Here is a 15379-nt window from a genome sequence, read left to right as displayed (position 1 = left end):
AGGGAAAACGGGGGTGCGGGATGACGGAACGGCGCGAGCGGATACCCGGGCGGCGGCTGGCGGTGGCATCGGCGGTGACGCTGGCGCTGGGTGCGGTGGTGGGCGGTGCGGGCGCCATCGGCGGCCACTTCCTCATGCCCGCCAAGACCATGACGTCGCGTCACATGCTCCCGTCGTACCCGGTCGGCCGATCGGTGGTCTTCAACCTGATGGCCCCCGGGGTGATGCGCGGCGACGTCGTGCTCCTGGACGCCGCGGGCTGGGGCAACGGGGGGCTGACGGTGGAGCGGGTGGTCGCGGTGGGCGGCGACCGCATCGCCTACGCACCCGGCGACCGTACGCTGACGCTCAACGGGAAGCCGCTGGACGAGCCGTACGTCGCGGGCGGCGACCCGGTGGCGGGGACGCCCGGCGCGTTCAGCGTGACGGTGCCCTCGGGGCGGCTGTTCCTGCTGGGCGACAACCGCCTCGACTCCGCCGACTCCCGCTACCGGCTCCAGGAAACGCCGGGCGGGACGGTCTCCGACACGGCCGTGAAGGGCGTCGCCGTCGACGGGGGCAGCCCCCTGGTCGGCGCCGTGCGGTCCGTGACGTTCGCCGGGATCGCCCTGCTGGCGGCCGGCGCCGTGTGCGGCGTCCTGGCCCTGCGCCACCGCCGCCGGGCGGCGCGGGGCACGGCGTACGGACCCCCGTCGGCGGGCTGACGGCCCTGGCGCCCTGACGGCCCTGGCGCCCTGGCGCTCTGACGCCCTGGCCGGTCCGTACTCCTCAGCCGCGCGGGGCCCTGGACCGCCGGGCCTCGGCCGCCTGCTCCCGCACGTACGGGTCTGCGTCCGCCGCCAGCCGCTCCAGCACGGCCGCGACCCCGGGCTCCGCCGACGCGGCGGCGGGAAAGCGGCCCAGAGCGATCGCCACCCAGGTCCGGACCCGGGGATCGGCGTCGTCCGCGCGCCGGCAGATCTTCCGCAGGGTCCCGGGCTGCCGGAGGAACCCCAGGGCGCCGAGGGCGGAGATCCGCACCTGCGGGGAGGGGTCGTCCAGCAGCCCCACCAGGAGGTCGACGGCGCCCGGCTCGCTCCCGTGGCTGCCGAGCGTGCCAACGACCGCGCTGCGGACCCCTTCGTCCGCGTCCCGCGCGGCGCGGGCCAGCAGGCCGAGATCGGCGGGGTCCGGGACGAACCCGAGCAGCCAGACCGCCGTCCGGCGCAGCCCCTCGTCGGGTCCTGCGACCCACGGCAGCAGGACTTCGCGCGCGGCGGCCGGATCCTTTCGCGCGAGGACGTGGAGCGTCGTCGAGAGAGAGTCCTGGTCGTCCCCAAGATCGCGTGAATGGGCCCGCAGCAGCGCGGCGAGAGACGTGCGGCCGGCCGTCTCGGCCAGGATCCGGGCGAGCACGTGCCGGGCGTACCGGTCGCCCGCTTCCACGGCGGCCGCGAGATGCCCCTCCAGATACGGAATCAGCTCCTGCCGCCGGGCGGCCACGAGCTCCTCTTCGATCTCCGCGAGGTCATCGAGGTCGCTGTCCGGATCCGCGAGGCCGGCCGCCAGCTCGGCGAGCCGCAGCATGAGATCGCCCGTCGGCCGTGGCTCTTCCACTTGATCCCCCTCCGTTGTCCCACCCCATCTTCACGGGTGAACGGCGGTCGCCTCCGCGCCGGGGCCCTCGGTCAGGGTGACGCCGAGCGCCGGCCTCGGGCGTGCGGGACCCCGTACGCCGCCACACACCAGGGCCACGCGGCGCCCCCGTTCGGCCAGTTCGGCGGCGGTCTCGAAGGCGGCGGCTGGGTGGGCGAACTCGGCCGCCTCCGGCATCGCGTCGGTGCGGGTTGCGGTGTCGGCCGCCTGCCGGACGCCGGCGGCTGGCGGGGCCGGGCGGGGTCAGGGGGTGAGGGATTCCTGGAGCCGGGTCAGCATGAGGCGGGCGGCGGGGGCGCGTTGGTCGGGGCGGACGGCCAGGCCGAGGCAGGCGTGGGTCGGGGCGTCGGTGATGACGGCCGGCTCCAGGCCCTCGCCGGCCCCGGAGGACGGGCTCAGGACGGCCACCCCCGCTCCCCGCCGGGCAAGGCCCAGCAGGGTCTGCGGGGAGCCGGCCTCGATGTCCACGCGGGGTACGGTCCCCCGCTGGAGGCACGACCGCTCGTACGCCTCGCGGATGCCGGTCCCGCGCGGCAGGCAGAGGATCTTCTCCCCTTCCAGGTCGGCGAGCCGCACCGGCCCGCGCCGCAGCCGGTGGCCCTCGGGCGCGGCGACGGCGATCGGCTCGTCGACGATCACGACGGTGTCCAGGCCGGGTTCGGGCCGTCCGGCGAACGCGATCAGGGCCAGGTCGAGGGAGCGGGCGAGCACCTGGGCGCGCAGGGCGTCCGAATCGTCCTCGTGGAGGCTCAGGGCGATGCCCGGGTGGGTCCGCCCGAGACCGGCGACGGCGTCCAGGAAGCCCGGGATCGCACAGCCCCTGATCATGCCCAGCCGGACCCGGCCCCGCACGGCCCGCGCGAAACGGGCCGCGGTGTCCTCGATGCCGTCGACCGTCTCCAGGGCCGCCCGGGCCAGCGGCAGTACGGCCTCCCCCGCGGCCGTCAGCCGGACCCGGCGCCCCGAGCGCTCCAGCAGCCGCTGCCCCAGCTCCCGTTCGAGCTTGCCCACCTGTGTGCTGATGCCCGACTGGCTGACGTGCAGCCGCGCCGCGGCGGCCGTGAAGGTCCCCTCGTCGACGACGGCGGCCAGGTAGCGCAGCTGGTGGAGTTCCATGCGTACTGATGATAATCGGTATCCGAATCATCTGTTGGACTGATGCCCCGGCCTCCGGGATCCTGGTCACATGAAGACACCGGCAGAGATTTCCGAGCAGTACTTCACCGCCTGGCAGAAGGGCGACTTCGAGACCCTTCGCGGCCTCCTGGCCGACGACGTCGACTTCGTCGGCACCCTCGGGCGGGCGCGCGGCGTCGACGAGTGCATCGCCGGTCTGCGCGGCATGGGCCGGATGCTGGAACGGATCGAGGTGCACGCCCGGGTGGCGGACGACACCGACGTGATCACGTGGTTCGACCTCTACACGGCGGACGCGCCGCCCGCCGCCACCGCGAACTGGAGCCACGTCGAGGACGGGAAGATCACCCGGATCCGGGTCACCTTCGACCCCCGGGAGATCCTGGCGCAGTCCGGCCGGTGATCCGTGGCCCGGCCCCGGGCCGAACTCTCCTGGGCCGGCGCGCGGATGGAGCGTGGAACCGTCGCCCGTCGCCCGTCACCCGAATGCCCGGTCAGCGCGCACTTTCCGTGCACGCTGACCGGGCCTTGTGGTTTCCTGGGCCCGCCTCGCAGCGTGACGGGGCGACTACATGAAGTGAGGGGATGGTGTCGTGAGCGTTCTGGACATCAAGTTGGAGCGGGCGTTCGACGTCTTCGATTCGGACCGCGACGGGAAGCTCGACAAGGCGGACCTGACCGGCCTGTCGGACCGGCTCGCCGAGTCGCTCGACTACACCCCGGACGACGTGGCCGGGCTGCGGAACTCGCTGGCGGACCTCTGGGACACCGTCTTCCACAAGATGGACAAGAACGACGACGGCGGGGTCGACCGGCAGGAGTTCCGGCAGGCGTTCCGGGCGCGGATCGTCTCGGACCAGAACCGGATCTGGGAACGGATCAGGATCATGAGCAACGCCTGGACCGAGCTCGCCGACCGCGACGGCGACGGCATGCTGAGCCGCGAGGAGTACACCTCCCTCCTCCACGGCATGTTCCGCCTGCCCCGGGAGACCTTCGACGAGGCCTTCAACCAGCTGGACGTCGACGGTGACGGACAGCTGAGCCGCGACGAGATCAGCTCCGCGATGAAGGAGTACTACACGAGCGAGAAGCATTCGGCGCGCGGGAACCAGTTCTTCGGCCGCCTCTGAGCAGCGCGCAGGGGGGGCGCCGCGCCCCCCTGCCCCGTACCGCCCGCCGCGTATCCGCCCACCGCGTGTCCGATCGCTCGCACGAACTGTCTGGAGGACCTCTTCATGTCCGATGCCGCACTGCCGGTGATCGTTCTCTCCGACTCCGATCCGCTCCGCCGGCACGAGACGGCCGAGCTGGTGCAGAGCTGGTACCGGACGTCGTTCCGCGTACTGCAGGTCGGAGGGCCGGCGGAGGTGGTCCGGGCGCTGAAGTCGCTGGCCGACCGGAGGGTGCCCGTGGCGGCCGTGCTCGCGGACGAGGCCCCCGACCCCGCTGCCGCGCATCCCGGGGTGCGCTGGCTGCCGCTGGCCGGACACCTCGGCGCCGTGCCCGGCGCCCGTACAGGGGAGGAGCGGGAGGAGCGGGAGGAGAGCCCGGCCGAGCACCTGCGCAGCGCGCTCGACGACTCCCTGTGCACCTGGAACGCCGACTGCGCGGGGGAGTTGCCCACCGCCGAGGTGCGCGGCAGCCGCTTCTCGCCCGCCGCGTACGCGGTACGGGACTTCCTCGGCCGCAGCGGCGTCCTCTTCCGGTGGCTCCCCGAGGAGGACGCGCGGGAGGCGCCGGTGACCGTCCGGCTCGGCGACGGCACCGAGCTGGTGGACCCCACGATCAGCGCGCTGGCCGAGCGGCTCGGCCTCATCCGGCCGGCCGGGCGGGACCATTACGACGTCGCGGTGATCGGCGGTGGCCCGGGAGGCCTGTCCGCGGCGGTGTACGCCGCCGCCGAGGGCATGAGCGTGGTCGTCATCGAGGACGACGCGCCCGGCGGTCAGGCGGGATCGACCTCCCGGATCGAGAACTACCTCGGTTTTCCCGTCGGGCTCACCGGTGGCGACCTGGCTCAGCGGGCCCTCCAGCAGGCGCGCAGGGCCCGTGTCGAGTGGCAGCCCACCCGGGTGGCCAGCCGGGTGACCCCGGTCGAGACCGGCGGCCACCGCGTCGAGTTCGTCAAGGCCGGAACCGAGGAGACGGCCTCGGTGACCGCGGCCGCCGTGGTCGTCGCCACGGGCGTGGACTGGAACCGCCTGACGGCTCCCGGCGTCGACCGGCTCCTGAACTCCGGCGTGTACTACGGGTCGTGCCTGTCCGACGCCCCCTCGACCGCCGGCGAGGACGTGTACATGGTGGGCGCGGGCAACTCCGCCGGACAGGCCGCCCTCTACTTCGCGCGCTACGCCCGCTCGGTCACCCTGCTGGTACGGGGCACGGACCTCGGCGCGTCCATGTCGAGCTACCTGGTGCAGCGCATCGAGCGGACCCCGGGCCTCTCCGTCCTCCTGGGCACCGAAGTGGCCGCCTGCCTGGGCGAGTCCACCCTCACCGGGCTCACGCTCCGCGATCGCGGGGGCCAGGAGCGGACCGTCGCCGCGCACTGCCTGTACGTGCTGATCGGCGGGCGCCCGTCGAGCGAGTGGCTGGGCGGCACGCTGAAGCTCGACGACCGCGGGTACGTCCTGACCGGCGGCGGCGGAGCCGGCCCGGACGCGCTGGCGATGGAGACCAGCAGGCCCGGCGTGTTCGCCGTGGGCGACGTACGGTCCGGATCGGTCAAGCGGGTCGGCGCCGCCGTGGGCGAGGGCGCCGCGGTGGCCCAGTCCCTGGTCGAGTACCGGCGGCGCCACCCCGAGCTCTTCCAGGACGCGCGCACGCCCTGCGGGTTCTGACCGGCGGGCCGTCGGCGGGGCCGCCGGCCGGGTCGACGGCGGCGGCCCTGGGGCGGTAGGCGCGTGCGGGGAGGCCGTGGGCGCGGCGGCCGGCGCTCGCGTCGGTGCCGCGTCAGCGCCGCGTCGGTCATCCGTCGGTGGCCGCTGCGAGCGTGGGCGGCGCGTTGCCCGAGGGGGCGACGCAGCCGCCTCCTCCGACAGCAAGGGACCCGCCGCCATGTCGTCCACGCCCCCGTCCACGCCCCCGTCCACGCCCTGGGACGTCCGGTGCCTGCCCGGTGCCGGTGACCGCGTCTTCCTGGTCACCGGCGGCAACGCCGGCATCGGGTACTTCGTCGCGGAGCAGCTGTCGGCCACCGGCGCCACCGTCGTCCTGGGGAGCCGGAACCCCGCCCGGGCCGGGGCCGCCACCGACGCGATCCGTACGCGGGTTCCCGGCGCACGGGTACGGGCCGTACGGCTCGACCTCGCCGACCTCTCCTCGCTCGAAGCGGTGGCCGGGGAGCTGGGGGCGCTGGGAGTTGATCGCCTCGACGCCGTCGTCCTCAACGCCGGGGTCGCGCTGGACGACCCCCCGCGCCGGGAGACGGGGGACGGCCACGAGCTCATGTTCGGCACGAACCACCTCGGCCACTTCGCCCTCACCTCCTGGCTGATGCCGCTGCTGTCGGCCGCGCCGGCGGCCCGCGTCGTGACCACGGGCAGTTTCGCGGCGAAGTCCGAGCGGCTGGACCTCGACGACCTCCAGTCCCGCGCGGACTACCGGCCCAAGCGCACCTACGGGCGCTCCAAACTGGCCCAGATGTACTTCGGCGTCGAACTCGGCCGCCGCCTGCGTGCCGCGGGCAGCACGGTGGCGAGCGTGGTGGTCCATCCCGGCGGCGCACTGGACTCCCTCACCCCGTCCCGGCCGCCGGTGCACGTACGCGGAGCGGGCGCGCGGCTGGGCGCGGCCCCGGCGGCCCTCGTCCTCCAGGGCAAGGACGCCGGCGCGTGGCCCGCCGTCCGGGCGGTGCTCGACCCGGCGGTGCTCGACCCGGACGTGCTCGACCCGGCGGTGCGCGGAGGCGGGATGTGGGAACCGCGCGTCTTCGGCCTGCGCGGCGAACCCCGGCGCGCACCGCTGTGGAACCACCTCGCCGACCCCGTCGTCGCGGCGCGCCTGTGGGAGGCGAGCCGCGCCCTGACGGGGGTGGACGTCGGCGCCGTCCCGGGCTAGCCCCAACGCCGGCGGCATCGGAACTAGTGCCGCGTCAGTGAGTGTTTGAGATCTCTGGCCAGGGCGTCTGTGTGGCTGGACGATGAGGCTTGTGGCGTCTGGTGGGCTGGCCCGGCGGTACTGCCGGGAGTGTGGGGTCCTGCTGCTGGCGACTTCGTCGCCAGCAGCAGTGTTCTGCTCGGGTAGGTGCAGGTCCAGGCGGTGGAGGGTGCTGGAGCAGGCCCGGCGGCGGGTGGCTGCGATGCAGCGTGGGGATGAGGTCGTCTGTCCTGTTTGCGGGCGGGGGTGGACGGTCGGGGTCGAACGTCGGCGGTCGGCGGTCGGCGGTGTTCTGTTCACCGCGGTGTCGCACGAGGGCCTGGCGGCAGAAGGCGTCGCCGGATGGCGTCACCGTGACGCCATAACCGAACGCCACGCGAACCCCGTCAACGAGTCGGGAACGTCACCCGGTCGCGTTACGAGCAGATCGTCACCGAAGCGCGCGAGCTGGTCGCGCAGGTCGCGCGGGCTCAGTTCAGCCTGGGGGACAAGGCCTTGGAGATCGAGCCGATGAGGGCGGCGGGCGGTTCGACGCCGAACGGGACCGACGACCTGTTCACGGTCGAGGAGTCGCTGGCCATGTTCGCCGACGACATCGGGGTGGCTCCCTCGACGGTGAAGGACTGGCGGTGGGTCGCCTCCCGCTGGCCCAGGGACAGGAAGCCCACATGACCTGGGCACTCATCACCCTCATGACGCGCCGCCTCACCCGCAAAGGCCCTCAGGCCAAGTGGGCGAAGAAGGGCTGACACAACTGCGACGGTCACACTCCCGCCAGCCCCGCCGTCTCCCACGCTGAGCTTCAGACCTGGCCCCAGCACATCCTGCACTCCGTCGCCGTCGCCGTCGCCGTCGCCGTCCCGCTCCAGGCCCGGTCCGGGTGGCGGCGCTGGGGGCTCACCCCGACGTCACCGGTGTGGAGCGGGACGGCGGGGTGGCCGGGGTGCCGGTGGAGGGGCCGGGGGTTACAGGCCGCCGGTGAAGAGGAGCGCGTTCGGGCTGCTCTTGCTGATCTTCTTCAGGACGTCCTTGGTGGACCCCTCCTCCAGGAAGTCGGCGAGCTCGGCAGGGTCCGCCTTGGGGTGGGCCTGCATGTAGAGGACCGCGGCGCCGGTGACGTGCGGCGCCGCCATGGAGGTGCCGTTCAGGGAGACCGATCCGCCGCCGAGCTTCGCGGAGAGGATGTCCTCGCCGGGTGCGTAGAGCTCCACGGCCGTACCCCAGTTGGAGAAGTCGGTCTCTTCGTCGTACTTGTTGGAGGCGGCGACGGTGACGACCCGGTCGGCGGAGGCCGGTGAGACCGTGCCGGCGTCCTTGGCGTCGTTGCCCGCGGCGACGATGGGCAGGACCCCCGCGTCGGACAGGGCGGTCGCCGCGGCGTCGAGCGCCGCGGACTTGTCGCCGCCGAGGGATGCGTTGAGGACGGCGGGCTGCTTGGCGTTCTTCATGACCCAGTCCAGCCCGGCGATCATCCCGGAGTACTCGCCCTTGCCCTCGCAGTTCAGGACGCGGACGCTGACGAGGTTGGCCTTGGACGCCACCCCGTAGGTCTTGCCCGCGACCGTGCCCGCGACGTGCGTGCCGTGGCCGTTGCAGTCCATGCCGTCCCGGCCGTCGCCCACGGCGTCGAAGCCGAAGGTGGCGCGGCTGTTGTCGGGACCGCCGAACTCCGTGTGCTTGTAGTCGATGCCGGTGTCCAGGATGTAGGCGGTCACCCCGGCGCCGTTGCCCTCGGTGGTGAAGTTGCCGTCGAGCGGCAGCTGCTTCTGGTCGATCCGGTCCAGGCCCCAGGCCGAGGCCGGGCCGCGGGGCGCGGAGCGGCTCGGGACGCCCTCCGACGCGGGCGAGGAGAGCTTCGAGTCCTCCTCGACCGCCTTCACCCCCAGGCTGTTGCGGACGAGCGTCAGCTGGAGCGGGGTCAGCGGGACGGCGAAGCCGTTGAGGGCCTTGGTGTAGAGGAAGGTCGGCTTCACGCCCAGCTTCTCGGCGGCCTTGGCCGGGTCCACGAGCTTGTCGAGGGTGACGATGTACTTGCCGGCCACCGGGTTGCCCGAGCGGATCAGCGGCGCAGGGTTCGGCTCCGGTGCGGCGGTGAAGGGGGAGGCGGTCGCCAGCGGGGCGGCGAGGGCGAGGGCCGCGGTGACGGTGGCCGCGAGAACGAGCTTGCTGCGAGTGGTCATGCGAGGTAGAGCATCATGCGGAAACGATCCCTCCCTATGACCCCACCCGGCAATTCGTCGCTGCCGACCGAACTCACACCCGAACGTCCCACCACCTCCCGGGAGCCCCGCCAACCGACCACAACACCAGCCCTCACCGCGGGCCCGGCCGGCCGGCCAGGCCGCCTCGGGGCGGAAGCTACAGGTCTCTCGGTGAGGTCCAACGACGGCTAGGGATGCCAGACAGGCACTCAGGCCGGTTCGGCGGTGGGCGTGGTGCAGGGTGTCGGCGAGTTCCGCCCTGCGCCGGATGCCCGGTCTGCGGTAGGTGCGAGCAGTTGCTCCGCGAGGGCGCGCACCACCTCGGCGTGCTGCTCGACCAGGTAGAAGTGGCCGCCGGGCAGGATGCGCAGCCGGAAGCCGTGGGGGGCGACGGCACGCCAGGCGTTCATCTCCGCCGCCGGGGTGGCCGGGTCCGCGTCGCCGATCCAGGCGTGGACGGGGCACGGGACGGGGACGGCGGGGCGCGGACCGTAGGTGTCCACGATGGTGAGGTCCGCCCGGAGCGCCGGCAGGACGAAGGCCTGTACGTCCGGGTCGTCCAGGAGCGCGGAGTCGGTCCCGCCCATCCTGCGCAGCTCGGCGATGAGCGCCGCGTCCTCCATCCGGTAGAGCTCGCGGGGGACGAGCCGGTGCGGGGCCTCGCGGCCGGACACGTGCAGGGCCGCGGGGCGGACGCCGTGCCGCTCCGCCAGCCGCCGCGTCACCTCGTAGGCCAGCGAGGCCCCCATGCTGTGGCCGAAGAGCGTGAGGGGTACGTCCGCGAGGGGCAGCAGCGCCGCGGTGACCTGGTCGGCGAGCGCGTCCATGCTGTCGGCGAAGGGATCGGCGAGCCGCTCGTGGCGGCCCGGGTACTTGGCGACCAGCACGTCCGTGCCGGCGCCGAAGGCGTGGCCCCAGGAGTGGAAGAAGCTCGCGGAGCCGCCCGCGTGCGGCAGGACCACCAGGCGGCGCCGGGGTGCGTCCGTCGCGGAGTACCTGCGGAACCACGTGTCGCTGTCGGTGTCGCTGTCGGTGTCGCTGCCGCTGGTCATGGCGGTGGTCATGCTCGGGTGCACCTCGTCGTGGGTTCGTTTCCGGCGTACGTGTGCACGGCCGGCACCGGTCGCGCGGGACGGCGCGACAGGTGCCGGCCGGAGGGACGGCCTATGCCCCGGGCGGGGCGGACAGGGTCGCCCGGACCGAGACGGGGAGGTCCAGGGCGATGACGAGGAAGCACTCCTCGTGGGCGGTCAGGCACAGGTCCTGGAACACGGCCGGGGGCAGGTCCGCCACACCGTGGACGGTCAGGGAGCCCGAGGTGAGGGAGTGCCGGCCCGGTTCCACGGGTTCCAGGTGGAGCGTGGCCTCGACGTCGAGTTCGCGGGCGAGGTGGCCGCGCTCTTCCAGCTTGTGGGTGAGGCACTGGGCGTAGTCCATGGCCAGCGCGGCCGCCACGAGTTCCTCCGGGGTGCTCTCCCCGGCGGGCTCGGAGACCCTGCTGCTCCATCGCATCGGCAGCCCGGTGCCCACCGAATCGAGGGAGACCCGCCCCTCCCCGGCGTCCTCGGGCCGTTCGCCGAACAGCGGGCCCCGCCACACGGCGCGGGCGGATCTGGTCGCCATCAGCGGGCTCCCGTCGTCTCGGTCCGCGCGGCCGCTTCGGTGATCGCGTCCACGATCCGGCCGCACACCTCGGGTGCGCGGTCGAAGAGGTAGAAGTGGTCCCCGGGCCAGGTGCGGAAGTCGGTGGCGTCGGCGTGATCGGCCCATGCCGCCATCTCCCGGGCACTGACCAGCGGGTCCTGCTCCCCCCGCATGACGGAGAGCGGGGAGGCGAGGGGGGCGCGGCCGGTGTAGCGGTAGCCGTGGTTCACGACGAGGTCGTTGCGGAGCGCGGCGATCATCCGGTCCGCGAGGACGGTGTTGCTCCACAGCGCCTCGGGGGTGGCGCCCAGCCAGCGCATGTAGTCGACGTACTGCTCGCGCGTCCAGTCCTCGGGCGGGCCGTTCGCCGGCTCGGGGGCGACGAGCCGGGGTGCCGGGCTGCCCGACACGCCGACCCACAGCGGCCGGTGGGCCCGCCGGTCGAGTGCGTGGGCGAGTTCGAAGGCGATCAGCGCGCCGAGGCAGTGGCCGAAGACCGCGTACGGTCCGGAGAGTTCCGCGGCCAGCTCCCCGGCGAAGGAGTCCACCGCGCTCTCGACGCTCGGGCAGACGGCCTGCCGGGGCGCGGTCGCCCGGGCCGGCAGCTCCGGGACCAGGATCCGCCAGGTCGCGGGGAGGTGGGGAAGGAGGGGGACGAAGCTGCCCGCCGACCCTCCCGCGTGGTGCAGGAGGACCAAGGTCAGGTCAGCCGGTTCCACGGTGGTGGCCGACCGGCCGCGCAGGACGCAGATGCTCAACGTTTCGCCCCCTCAGACTCGGGCGGACTCTGCGGCCAGCGCAGCGTCATAGGCTCTGACGAGGTCGGCGACCGTCCGCATCTCGACGATCGAGGTCTCGCCCTGGAAGGGGTCCACGCCGAGTTCCATCTCCATGCCGATGAGCAGCTCGGCGAACATGAGCGAGGTGAGGCCGAGCCCGACCAGGTCGCTCGCCGGGGAGATGGCGGGGACGTCGCCGCCCGCGCCCTGGAGCAGGCGCAGGATCTCCGCCTCGATCGACTCGTGTGCGTTCAGCATGTGAGGCCTCCGTCAATGACAAGGGATTGCCCGGTCACGAATTGCGCCCGGGGAGAGCTGAGGTAGAGCACGGCGTCGGCGATGTCGTCCGCCGAGGCGAGCCGTCCGAGGGGGGTCCGGCGCTCGATGCGGGCGCGGTGCGCGGCGGGCATCTCGGCCGTCATCGCGCTGTCGAAGTAGCCGGGCACCACCGAGTTGACGCGGATGCCGTTCTCGCCCAGTTCACGGGCCAGGCTGCGGGTGAACCCGTCGAGACCCGCCTTGGTGGCCGCGTAGACCGAGACGCCCCGGTAGCCGCGGACGGCGTTGATGGACGAGATGTTGACGATGGATCCGCCGCCCTGGCGGGTCATCAGGCGGGCGCAGGCCTGGGTGAGCATGATGGGGGCGACCAGGTTGGCGGTGATCTGCGTTTCGATCGCCTTCGGCGGCATGGTGAAGAGCAGTTCCTCGCGCACCAGGCCGGCGTTGTTGACGAGCAGGTCCAGCCTGCCGAACGTCCGGTACACGTTGCGCACGAAGGTCCGCGCCGTGGCGGGATCGCCCAGGTCGACGGCCTCCCAGTGGAAGGAGCCGGGGTGGGCCGCGCTGGTTTCGGCGATGAACGCGGAGCTGGAGCGGCTGAAGGTGGCGACCCGCCAGCCGTCGGCGAGCAGGCGTTCGACCAGGACGCGTCCGAGCCCCCGGCTGCCGCCGCTGACGAGGGCCACCCGTCCTTCACCGACGCCGTGCTCCGCGTGCTGCACTGCTGTGCTGAGATTGTCCGTCATGCGGGTGTACGCACCTTCTTGAAGCGGTCGGAGTGCTGGTCGGCGGTGGAAACCTCCACCACGAGCGGGACTTTGTACGCCTCAAGCCGCTGGGCGCAGTACGCGCGGACCCGGCGGGCGACCTCGCGCTCGTCCTCGGGGACGACCAGTTTCACGGTGGCCTTCACCACCATTCCCGTCACGTGGCTGGGCTTGCCGCAGACCGTGGCCTCGGCGATGTTGGGGATGTCGAGCAGGACGCCCTCGACCTCGCTCGGGTAGACCTTCTCCCCGGCGACGTTGATCAGTTCGCTGACGCGGCCGAGGATCCGTACGTAGTCGCCGTCGCTCTCCACGGCGTCCTGGGTGTTGAAGAAGCCCTCGTCGTCGAAGGGGGCGGACGCGTTGAGGTAGCCGAGCATGGCCGTGTCGGAGCGCACCCAGAGGATGCCTGCGGTGATCCGGTAGTCGAACCCGGCCCCGCCGAGCTTGACCCAGAGGCTCCCGTCGCCCTTGGACTTGGTCGACATGATGCCGAGCTCGGACAGACCGTACGTCTGCTTGAACCGCACGGACGGCAGCGCCTCGTTGAGCAGCTGGAGCGTGCGCTGGGGCATGGGCTCGGTGCCGTAGGTGATCAGTTCCAGCGACGTCAGGTCGTGCTGTTCGTGCGCGTGGGAGATGAGCAGCATGTTGAGGAAGGTGGGCGTGGTGGGAAGGACCTCGACGCCGTGGCCGGCGATGGCCGCGCACACCGTGGCGGGCCTGCGGTCGGAGACCGTGACCAGGGTGCCGCCGTGGTGGAGGGTGTGCAGCAGGGTGTTGATCCCGCCGATGTGGTCGATGCTGAGGAAGCCGAGGGTGCGCCGGGCCCTCGACGGCGCGCCGTACTGCCGGAGCATTTTGCCCAGGTCGAGCACGATCGCCTTGCTGCGTCCCGTGGTTCCCGAGCTGAACAGCACCAGGCCCGGGGTTCCGGCGTCCCGGAGGCGTCCGTGGAGGGCGTGCGTCGCCCGCGTTCCGGTCCGTCGCAGGACGGGCTCCGCCCCGCCGGACATCGTGACGGTCACCTCCACCTCGGCGGTCTCCAGGTACTCCGCGCGCTTGGCACCCGAGGACTGCGGCAGCGGGACGAGGATCGCGCCCCGGTCGGCCAGGGCGACGAACGCGGCGCACACGTCGACGTCGCAGGCGCCTTCCAGGGCGACGACCTGGCCGGCGCCGACCGCGTGTGCGTCGAGGTGGGCCCGCCAGTCGCGGACGCGTCGCGCCAGGGCCGCGTAGGTGTGCCGGACGCCGTCGACGATGAGGGCGTCGCGGTCCCCGAAGGCACGGAATCGGTCGGTCAGTGAGCTCGTCACGGCTTCCTCGTCGGGTTCGTCATCAAGGGTCGTCTTCCTTCGCGGGGGCTGCTCAAGGGATGCACCGGGGCGCCGGGCACGGGGCGCCGGGCCGCCGGGGCTCCGGGAGGGACGCGGCGCCGGCGTCCCTCCCGGACGCCGCGGGCGATCACGCGGTGGCGGGGGCCAGTTCGTCCTCGGGCTCGGCGTCGGCCGCCGCCCCGGTCGCCGCCCCGGGCGCCCCTTCCGGCGCGGCCTCGGGCGCCGGGCGGTCGTGCTCGTCCGACAGGCTCCGGCGCAGCCGCAGCCCGGCCAGCGGGACGAGCAGGCTCGCGACGGCCAGCACCACGATCAGCACCCTGCCCCGGTCGACGTCGAGGAGGGCGGTCGTGAGCAGCGGGCCCAGGATCATCCCCCCGGAGATGACGAAGGAGAACAGGGCGTTGGTGCGCCCGCGGACCTCGTCGGTGACCAGACCGTTGATGAGGGCGGCGACGATGGGGATCACGATGACCTCGGCGACCGAGAAGATCGCGACGCCCACGACGAGCGTCACCAGCGCGGCGGTCCCGGAGGTCAGGCCCGCGAGGAAGACGCACACCCAGCTGGCCGCCGACAGGACGCCCGAGGCCGAGATCAGCGTGCTCCTGCGGACGGTGGCCAGGCGCGGCATGAGCAGGAACTGGGCGAGGACGATCACCACGACGTTCGCGATGAAGGCCACCGAGATCCCGCGCGGCGCGACCGCGTCGTTGACCGTGACGTAGCCGGGCAGCGCGGACTGGAACTGGCTGAGGGAGACCGTCGCGCACAGCAGCATGCCGAACAGGGCCAGCGCGAGGGCGGGGGTGCGCAGGACGGTGCGGTAGGAGGGCTTGGGGGCGTCGGCGTCGGCCCCGGGCTTGCGGTGCTGCTTCTCGGCGCTCTTCGGCAGCAGGACCATGAAGGCAAGCGCGGTGATGACGAAGGAGAGCCCGTCGCCCAGGTAGAGCAGCTGGTAGCTGCGCAGGGTGCCCGCGGCGACGAGGCCGCCGACGAGGACGCCGAGTCCGACGAAGGCGTTGAAGAGGGTGAATTCGAGGCCGAACGTCAGCGTGCGGTGCTCCTTGGGCACCACGGTGGCGAACATCGTCTTGGTGACGGTGCCCACGCCGCCCATGCCGAGGCCGTACAGGGCCGAGACGGCCAGGGCGATCCACGGCCGGTCCGCGAGGGCGTACAGGCCGGTGCCGACGCCGGCGATGAGCATGACGACCGGCATCACCAGCCGGTAACTCAGCTTGTCCAGCAGGTGGCCCCAGACCAGGCCCGAGCCGAACGAACACAGGCCGGTGACGGCGATGGCGGCGGGGGCGATCCGGATGTCCATGCCGCGGACGTCTCCGAAGTACACCAGCAGGAAGGGCATGACCAGGCCCGCGCCGAACGAGTTCACCGCGTTGGCGACCAGCAGCGCCTGGGCGCGCCGTGGCAGCATGCCTATCACGCGGAGCGGATGGTGCTTGGTTGATGACATGGGACGCATCTTTCGGTTC

At 73.0% G+C, this 15379-nt stretch carries 17 protein-coding genes; 6 read left to right on the top strand and 11 right to left on the bottom strand.

The genetic code is table 11. The features are described 5' to 3' along the window. Positions 1-20: 20 nt before the first annotated feature. Positions 21-704, top strand: a complete 684-nt coding sequence (gene lepB, locus ACFYYT_RS23330) for a signal peptidase I (protein ID WP_351820477.1) — start codon at positions 21-23, stop codon at positions 702-704. Between the two features lie 64 nt (positions 705-768). Here the strand turns inward: lepB and ACFYYT_RS23325 are convergent, their stop codons facing one another. From ACFYYT_RS23325 to ACFYYT_RS23315, 3 genes are all read right to left on the bottom strand, one after another. Then, positions 769-1596, bottom strand: coding sequence for a HEAT repeat domain-containing protein (locus ACFYYT_RS23325; RefSeq protein ID WP_351820480.1), 828 nt, complete (start codon positions 1594-1596; stop codon positions 769-771). A 30-nt stretch (positions 1597-1626) separates the two neighbouring features. Then, positions 1627-1812, bottom strand: coding sequence for a hypothetical protein (locus tag ACFYYT_RS23320; RefSeq protein ID WP_351820483.1), 186 nt, complete (start codon positions 1810-1812; stop codon positions 1627-1629). 66 nt (positions 1813-1878) lie between these two features. Continuing rightward, positions 1879-2751, bottom strand: a complete 873-nt coding sequence (locus tag ACFYYT_RS23315; RefSeq protein ID WP_351820486.1) for a LysR family transcriptional regulator — start codon at positions 2749-2751, stop codon at positions 1879-1881. Positions 2752-2821: 70 nt separating this feature from the next. Between ACFYYT_RS23315 and ACFYYT_RS23310 the strand changes: the two genes are divergently transcribed. The 5 genes from ACFYYT_RS23310 (at position 2822) to ACFYYT_RS23290 (ending at position 7545) form a co-directional block, all read left to right on the top strand. After that, positions 2822-3175, top strand: coding sequence for a nuclear transport factor 2 family protein (locus ACFYYT_RS23310; protein ID WP_351820488.1), 354 nt, complete (start codon positions 2822-2824; stop codon positions 3173-3175). Positions 3176-3365: 190 nt separating this feature from the next. After that, on the top strand, positions 3366-3905 hold the full coding sequence (locus tag ACFYYT_RS23305; RefSeq protein WP_351820491.1) for an EF-hand domain-containing protein: 540 nt from the start codon (positions 3366-3368) through the stop codon (positions 3903-3905). A 105-nt stretch (positions 3906-4010) separates the two neighbouring features. Next, the gene (locus tag ACFYYT_RS23300) at positions 4011-5615 is read left to right on the top strand and encodes an NAD(P)/FAD-dependent oxidoreductase (protein WP_351820493.1); all 1605 of its coding nucleotides are present in this window, start codon (positions 4011-4013) and stop codon (positions 5613-5615) included. Positions 5616-5832: 217 nt separating this feature from the next. After that, positions 5833-6834 (top strand): SDR family NAD(P)-dependent oxidoreductase, encoded by a 1002-nt coding sequence (locus ACFYYT_RS23295; protein ID WP_351820496.1) that lies wholly within the window; start codon positions 5833-5835, stop codon positions 6832-6834. Positions 6835-7368: 534 nt separating this feature from the next. Next, positions 7369-7545, top strand: a complete 177-nt coding sequence (locus tag ACFYYT_RS23290) for a hypothetical protein (RefSeq protein ID WP_351820499.1) — start codon at positions 7369-7371, stop codon at positions 7543-7545. A 293-nt stretch (positions 7546-7838) separates the two neighbouring features. Here the strand turns inward: ACFYYT_RS23290 and ACFYYT_RS23285 are convergent, their stop codons facing one another. The 8 genes from ACFYYT_RS23285 to ACFYYT_RS23250 all read right to left on the bottom strand — a co-directional run bounded on the left by ACFYYT_RS23285 (position 7839) and on the right by ACFYYT_RS23250 (position 15360). Further along, positions 7839-9053, bottom strand: a complete 1215-nt coding sequence (locus ACFYYT_RS23285) for a S8 family peptidase (protein ID WP_351820502.1) — start codon at positions 9051-9053, stop codon at positions 7839-7841. A 230-nt stretch (positions 9054-9283) separates the two neighbouring features. Then, on the bottom strand, positions 9284-10138 hold the full coding sequence (locus tag ACFYYT_RS23280) for an alpha/beta fold hydrolase (protein ID WP_351820505.1): 855 nt from the start codon (positions 10136-10138) through the stop codon (positions 9284-9286). Positions 10139-10238: 100 nt separating this feature from the next. Then, positions 10239-10697: a hypothetical protein gene (locus ACFYYT_RS23275; protein ID WP_351820508.1), complete on the bottom strand. Its 459-nt coding sequence runs from the start codon at positions 10695-10697 to the stop codon at positions 10239-10241. After that, positions 10697-11476 (bottom strand): thioesterase domain-containing protein, encoded by a 780-nt coding sequence (locus ACFYYT_RS23270; protein WP_351820511.1) that lies wholly within the window; start codon positions 11474-11476, stop codon positions 10697-10699. The genes ACFYYT_RS23275 and ACFYYT_RS23270 overlap by 1 nt, the downstream gene beginning before the upstream one ends. A gap of 12 nt (positions 11477-11488) precedes the next feature. Next, positions 11489-11755 (bottom strand): phosphopantetheine-binding protein, encoded by a 267-nt coding sequence (locus ACFYYT_RS23265; RefSeq protein WP_351820515.1) that lies wholly within the window; start codon positions 11753-11755, stop codon positions 11489-11491. Continuing rightward, positions 11749-12525 carry an SDR family oxidoreductase gene (locus ACFYYT_RS23260; protein WP_351820518.1) on the bottom strand — a complete coding sequence of 259 codons (777 nt, stop codon included), beginning with the start codon at positions 12523-12525 and terminating at the stop codon, positions 11749-11751. Before ACFYYT_RS23260 ends, ACFYYT_RS23265 begins: the two co-directional genes overlap by 7 nt. Next, on the bottom strand, positions 12522-13865 hold the full coding sequence (locus tag ACFYYT_RS23255; protein ID WP_351820521.1) for a class I adenylate-forming enzyme family protein: 1344 nt from the start codon (positions 13863-13865) through the stop codon (positions 12522-12524). Before ACFYYT_RS23255 ends, ACFYYT_RS23260 begins: the two co-directional genes overlap by 4 nt. A gap of 148 nt (positions 13866-14013) precedes the next feature. Continuing rightward, positions 14014-15360: an MFS transporter gene (locus tag ACFYYT_RS23250; protein WP_351820524.1), complete on the bottom strand. Its 1347-nt coding sequence runs from the start codon at positions 15358-15360 to the stop codon at positions 14014-14016. Between the last annotated feature and the right edge of the window lie 19 nt (positions 15361-15379).

Source organism: Streptomyces sp. NPDC002032 (assembly GCF_042890765.1).
Taxonomy (GTDB): Bacteria; Actinomycetota; Actinomycetes; order Streptomycetales; family Streptomycetaceae; genus Streptomyces.
This window is presented reverse-complemented; position numbering and strand designations above follow the sequence as displayed.

Coding starts and splice junctions, on each gene's coding strand:
- lepB (WP_351820477.1), top strand. CDS start 21: ATGACGGAACGGCGCGAGCGGATACCCGGGCGGCGGCTGGCGGTGGCA.
- ACFYYT_RS23320 (WP_351820483.1), bottom strand. CDS start 1,812: ATGCCGGAGGCGGCCGAGTTCGCCCACCCAGCCGCCGCCTTCGAGACC.
- ACFYYT_RS23315 (WP_351820486.1), bottom strand. CDS start 2,751: ATGGAACTCCACCAGCTGCGCTACCTGGCCGCCGTCGTCGACGAGGGG.
- ACFYYT_RS23310 (WP_351820488.1), top strand. CDS start 2,822: ATGAAGACACCGGCAGAGATTTCCGAGCAGTACTTCACCGCCTGGCAG.
- ACFYYT_RS23300 (WP_351820493.1), top strand. CDS start 4,011: ATGTCCGATGCCGCACTGCCGGTGATCGTTCTCTCCGACTCCGATCCG.
- ACFYYT_RS23295 (WP_351820496.1), top strand. CDS start 5,833: ATGTCGTCCACGCCCCCGTCCACGCCCCCGTCCACGCCCTGGGACGTC.
- ACFYYT_RS23285 (WP_351820502.1), bottom strand. CDS start 9,053: ATGACCACTCGCAGCAAGCTCGTTCTCGCGGCCACCGTCACCGCGGCC.
- ACFYYT_RS23280 (WP_351820505.1), bottom strand. CDS start 10,138: ATGACCACCGCCATGACCAGCGGCAGCGACACCGACAGCGACACCGAC.
- ACFYYT_RS23275 (WP_351820508.1), bottom strand. CDS start 10,697: ATGGCGACCAGATCCGCCCGCGCCGTGTGGCGGGGCCCGCTGTTCGGC.
- ACFYYT_RS23265 (WP_351820515.1), bottom strand. CDS start 11,755: ATGCTGAACGCACACGAGTCGATCGAGGCGGAGATCCTGCGCCTGCTC.
- ACFYYT_RS23260 (WP_351820518.1), bottom strand. CDS start 12,525: ATGACGGACAATCTCAGCACAGCAGTGCAGCACGCGGAGCACGGCGTC.
- ACFYYT_RS23250 (WP_351820524.1), bottom strand. CDS start 15,360: ATGTCATCAACCAAGCACCATCCGCTCCGCGTGATAGGCATGCTGCCA.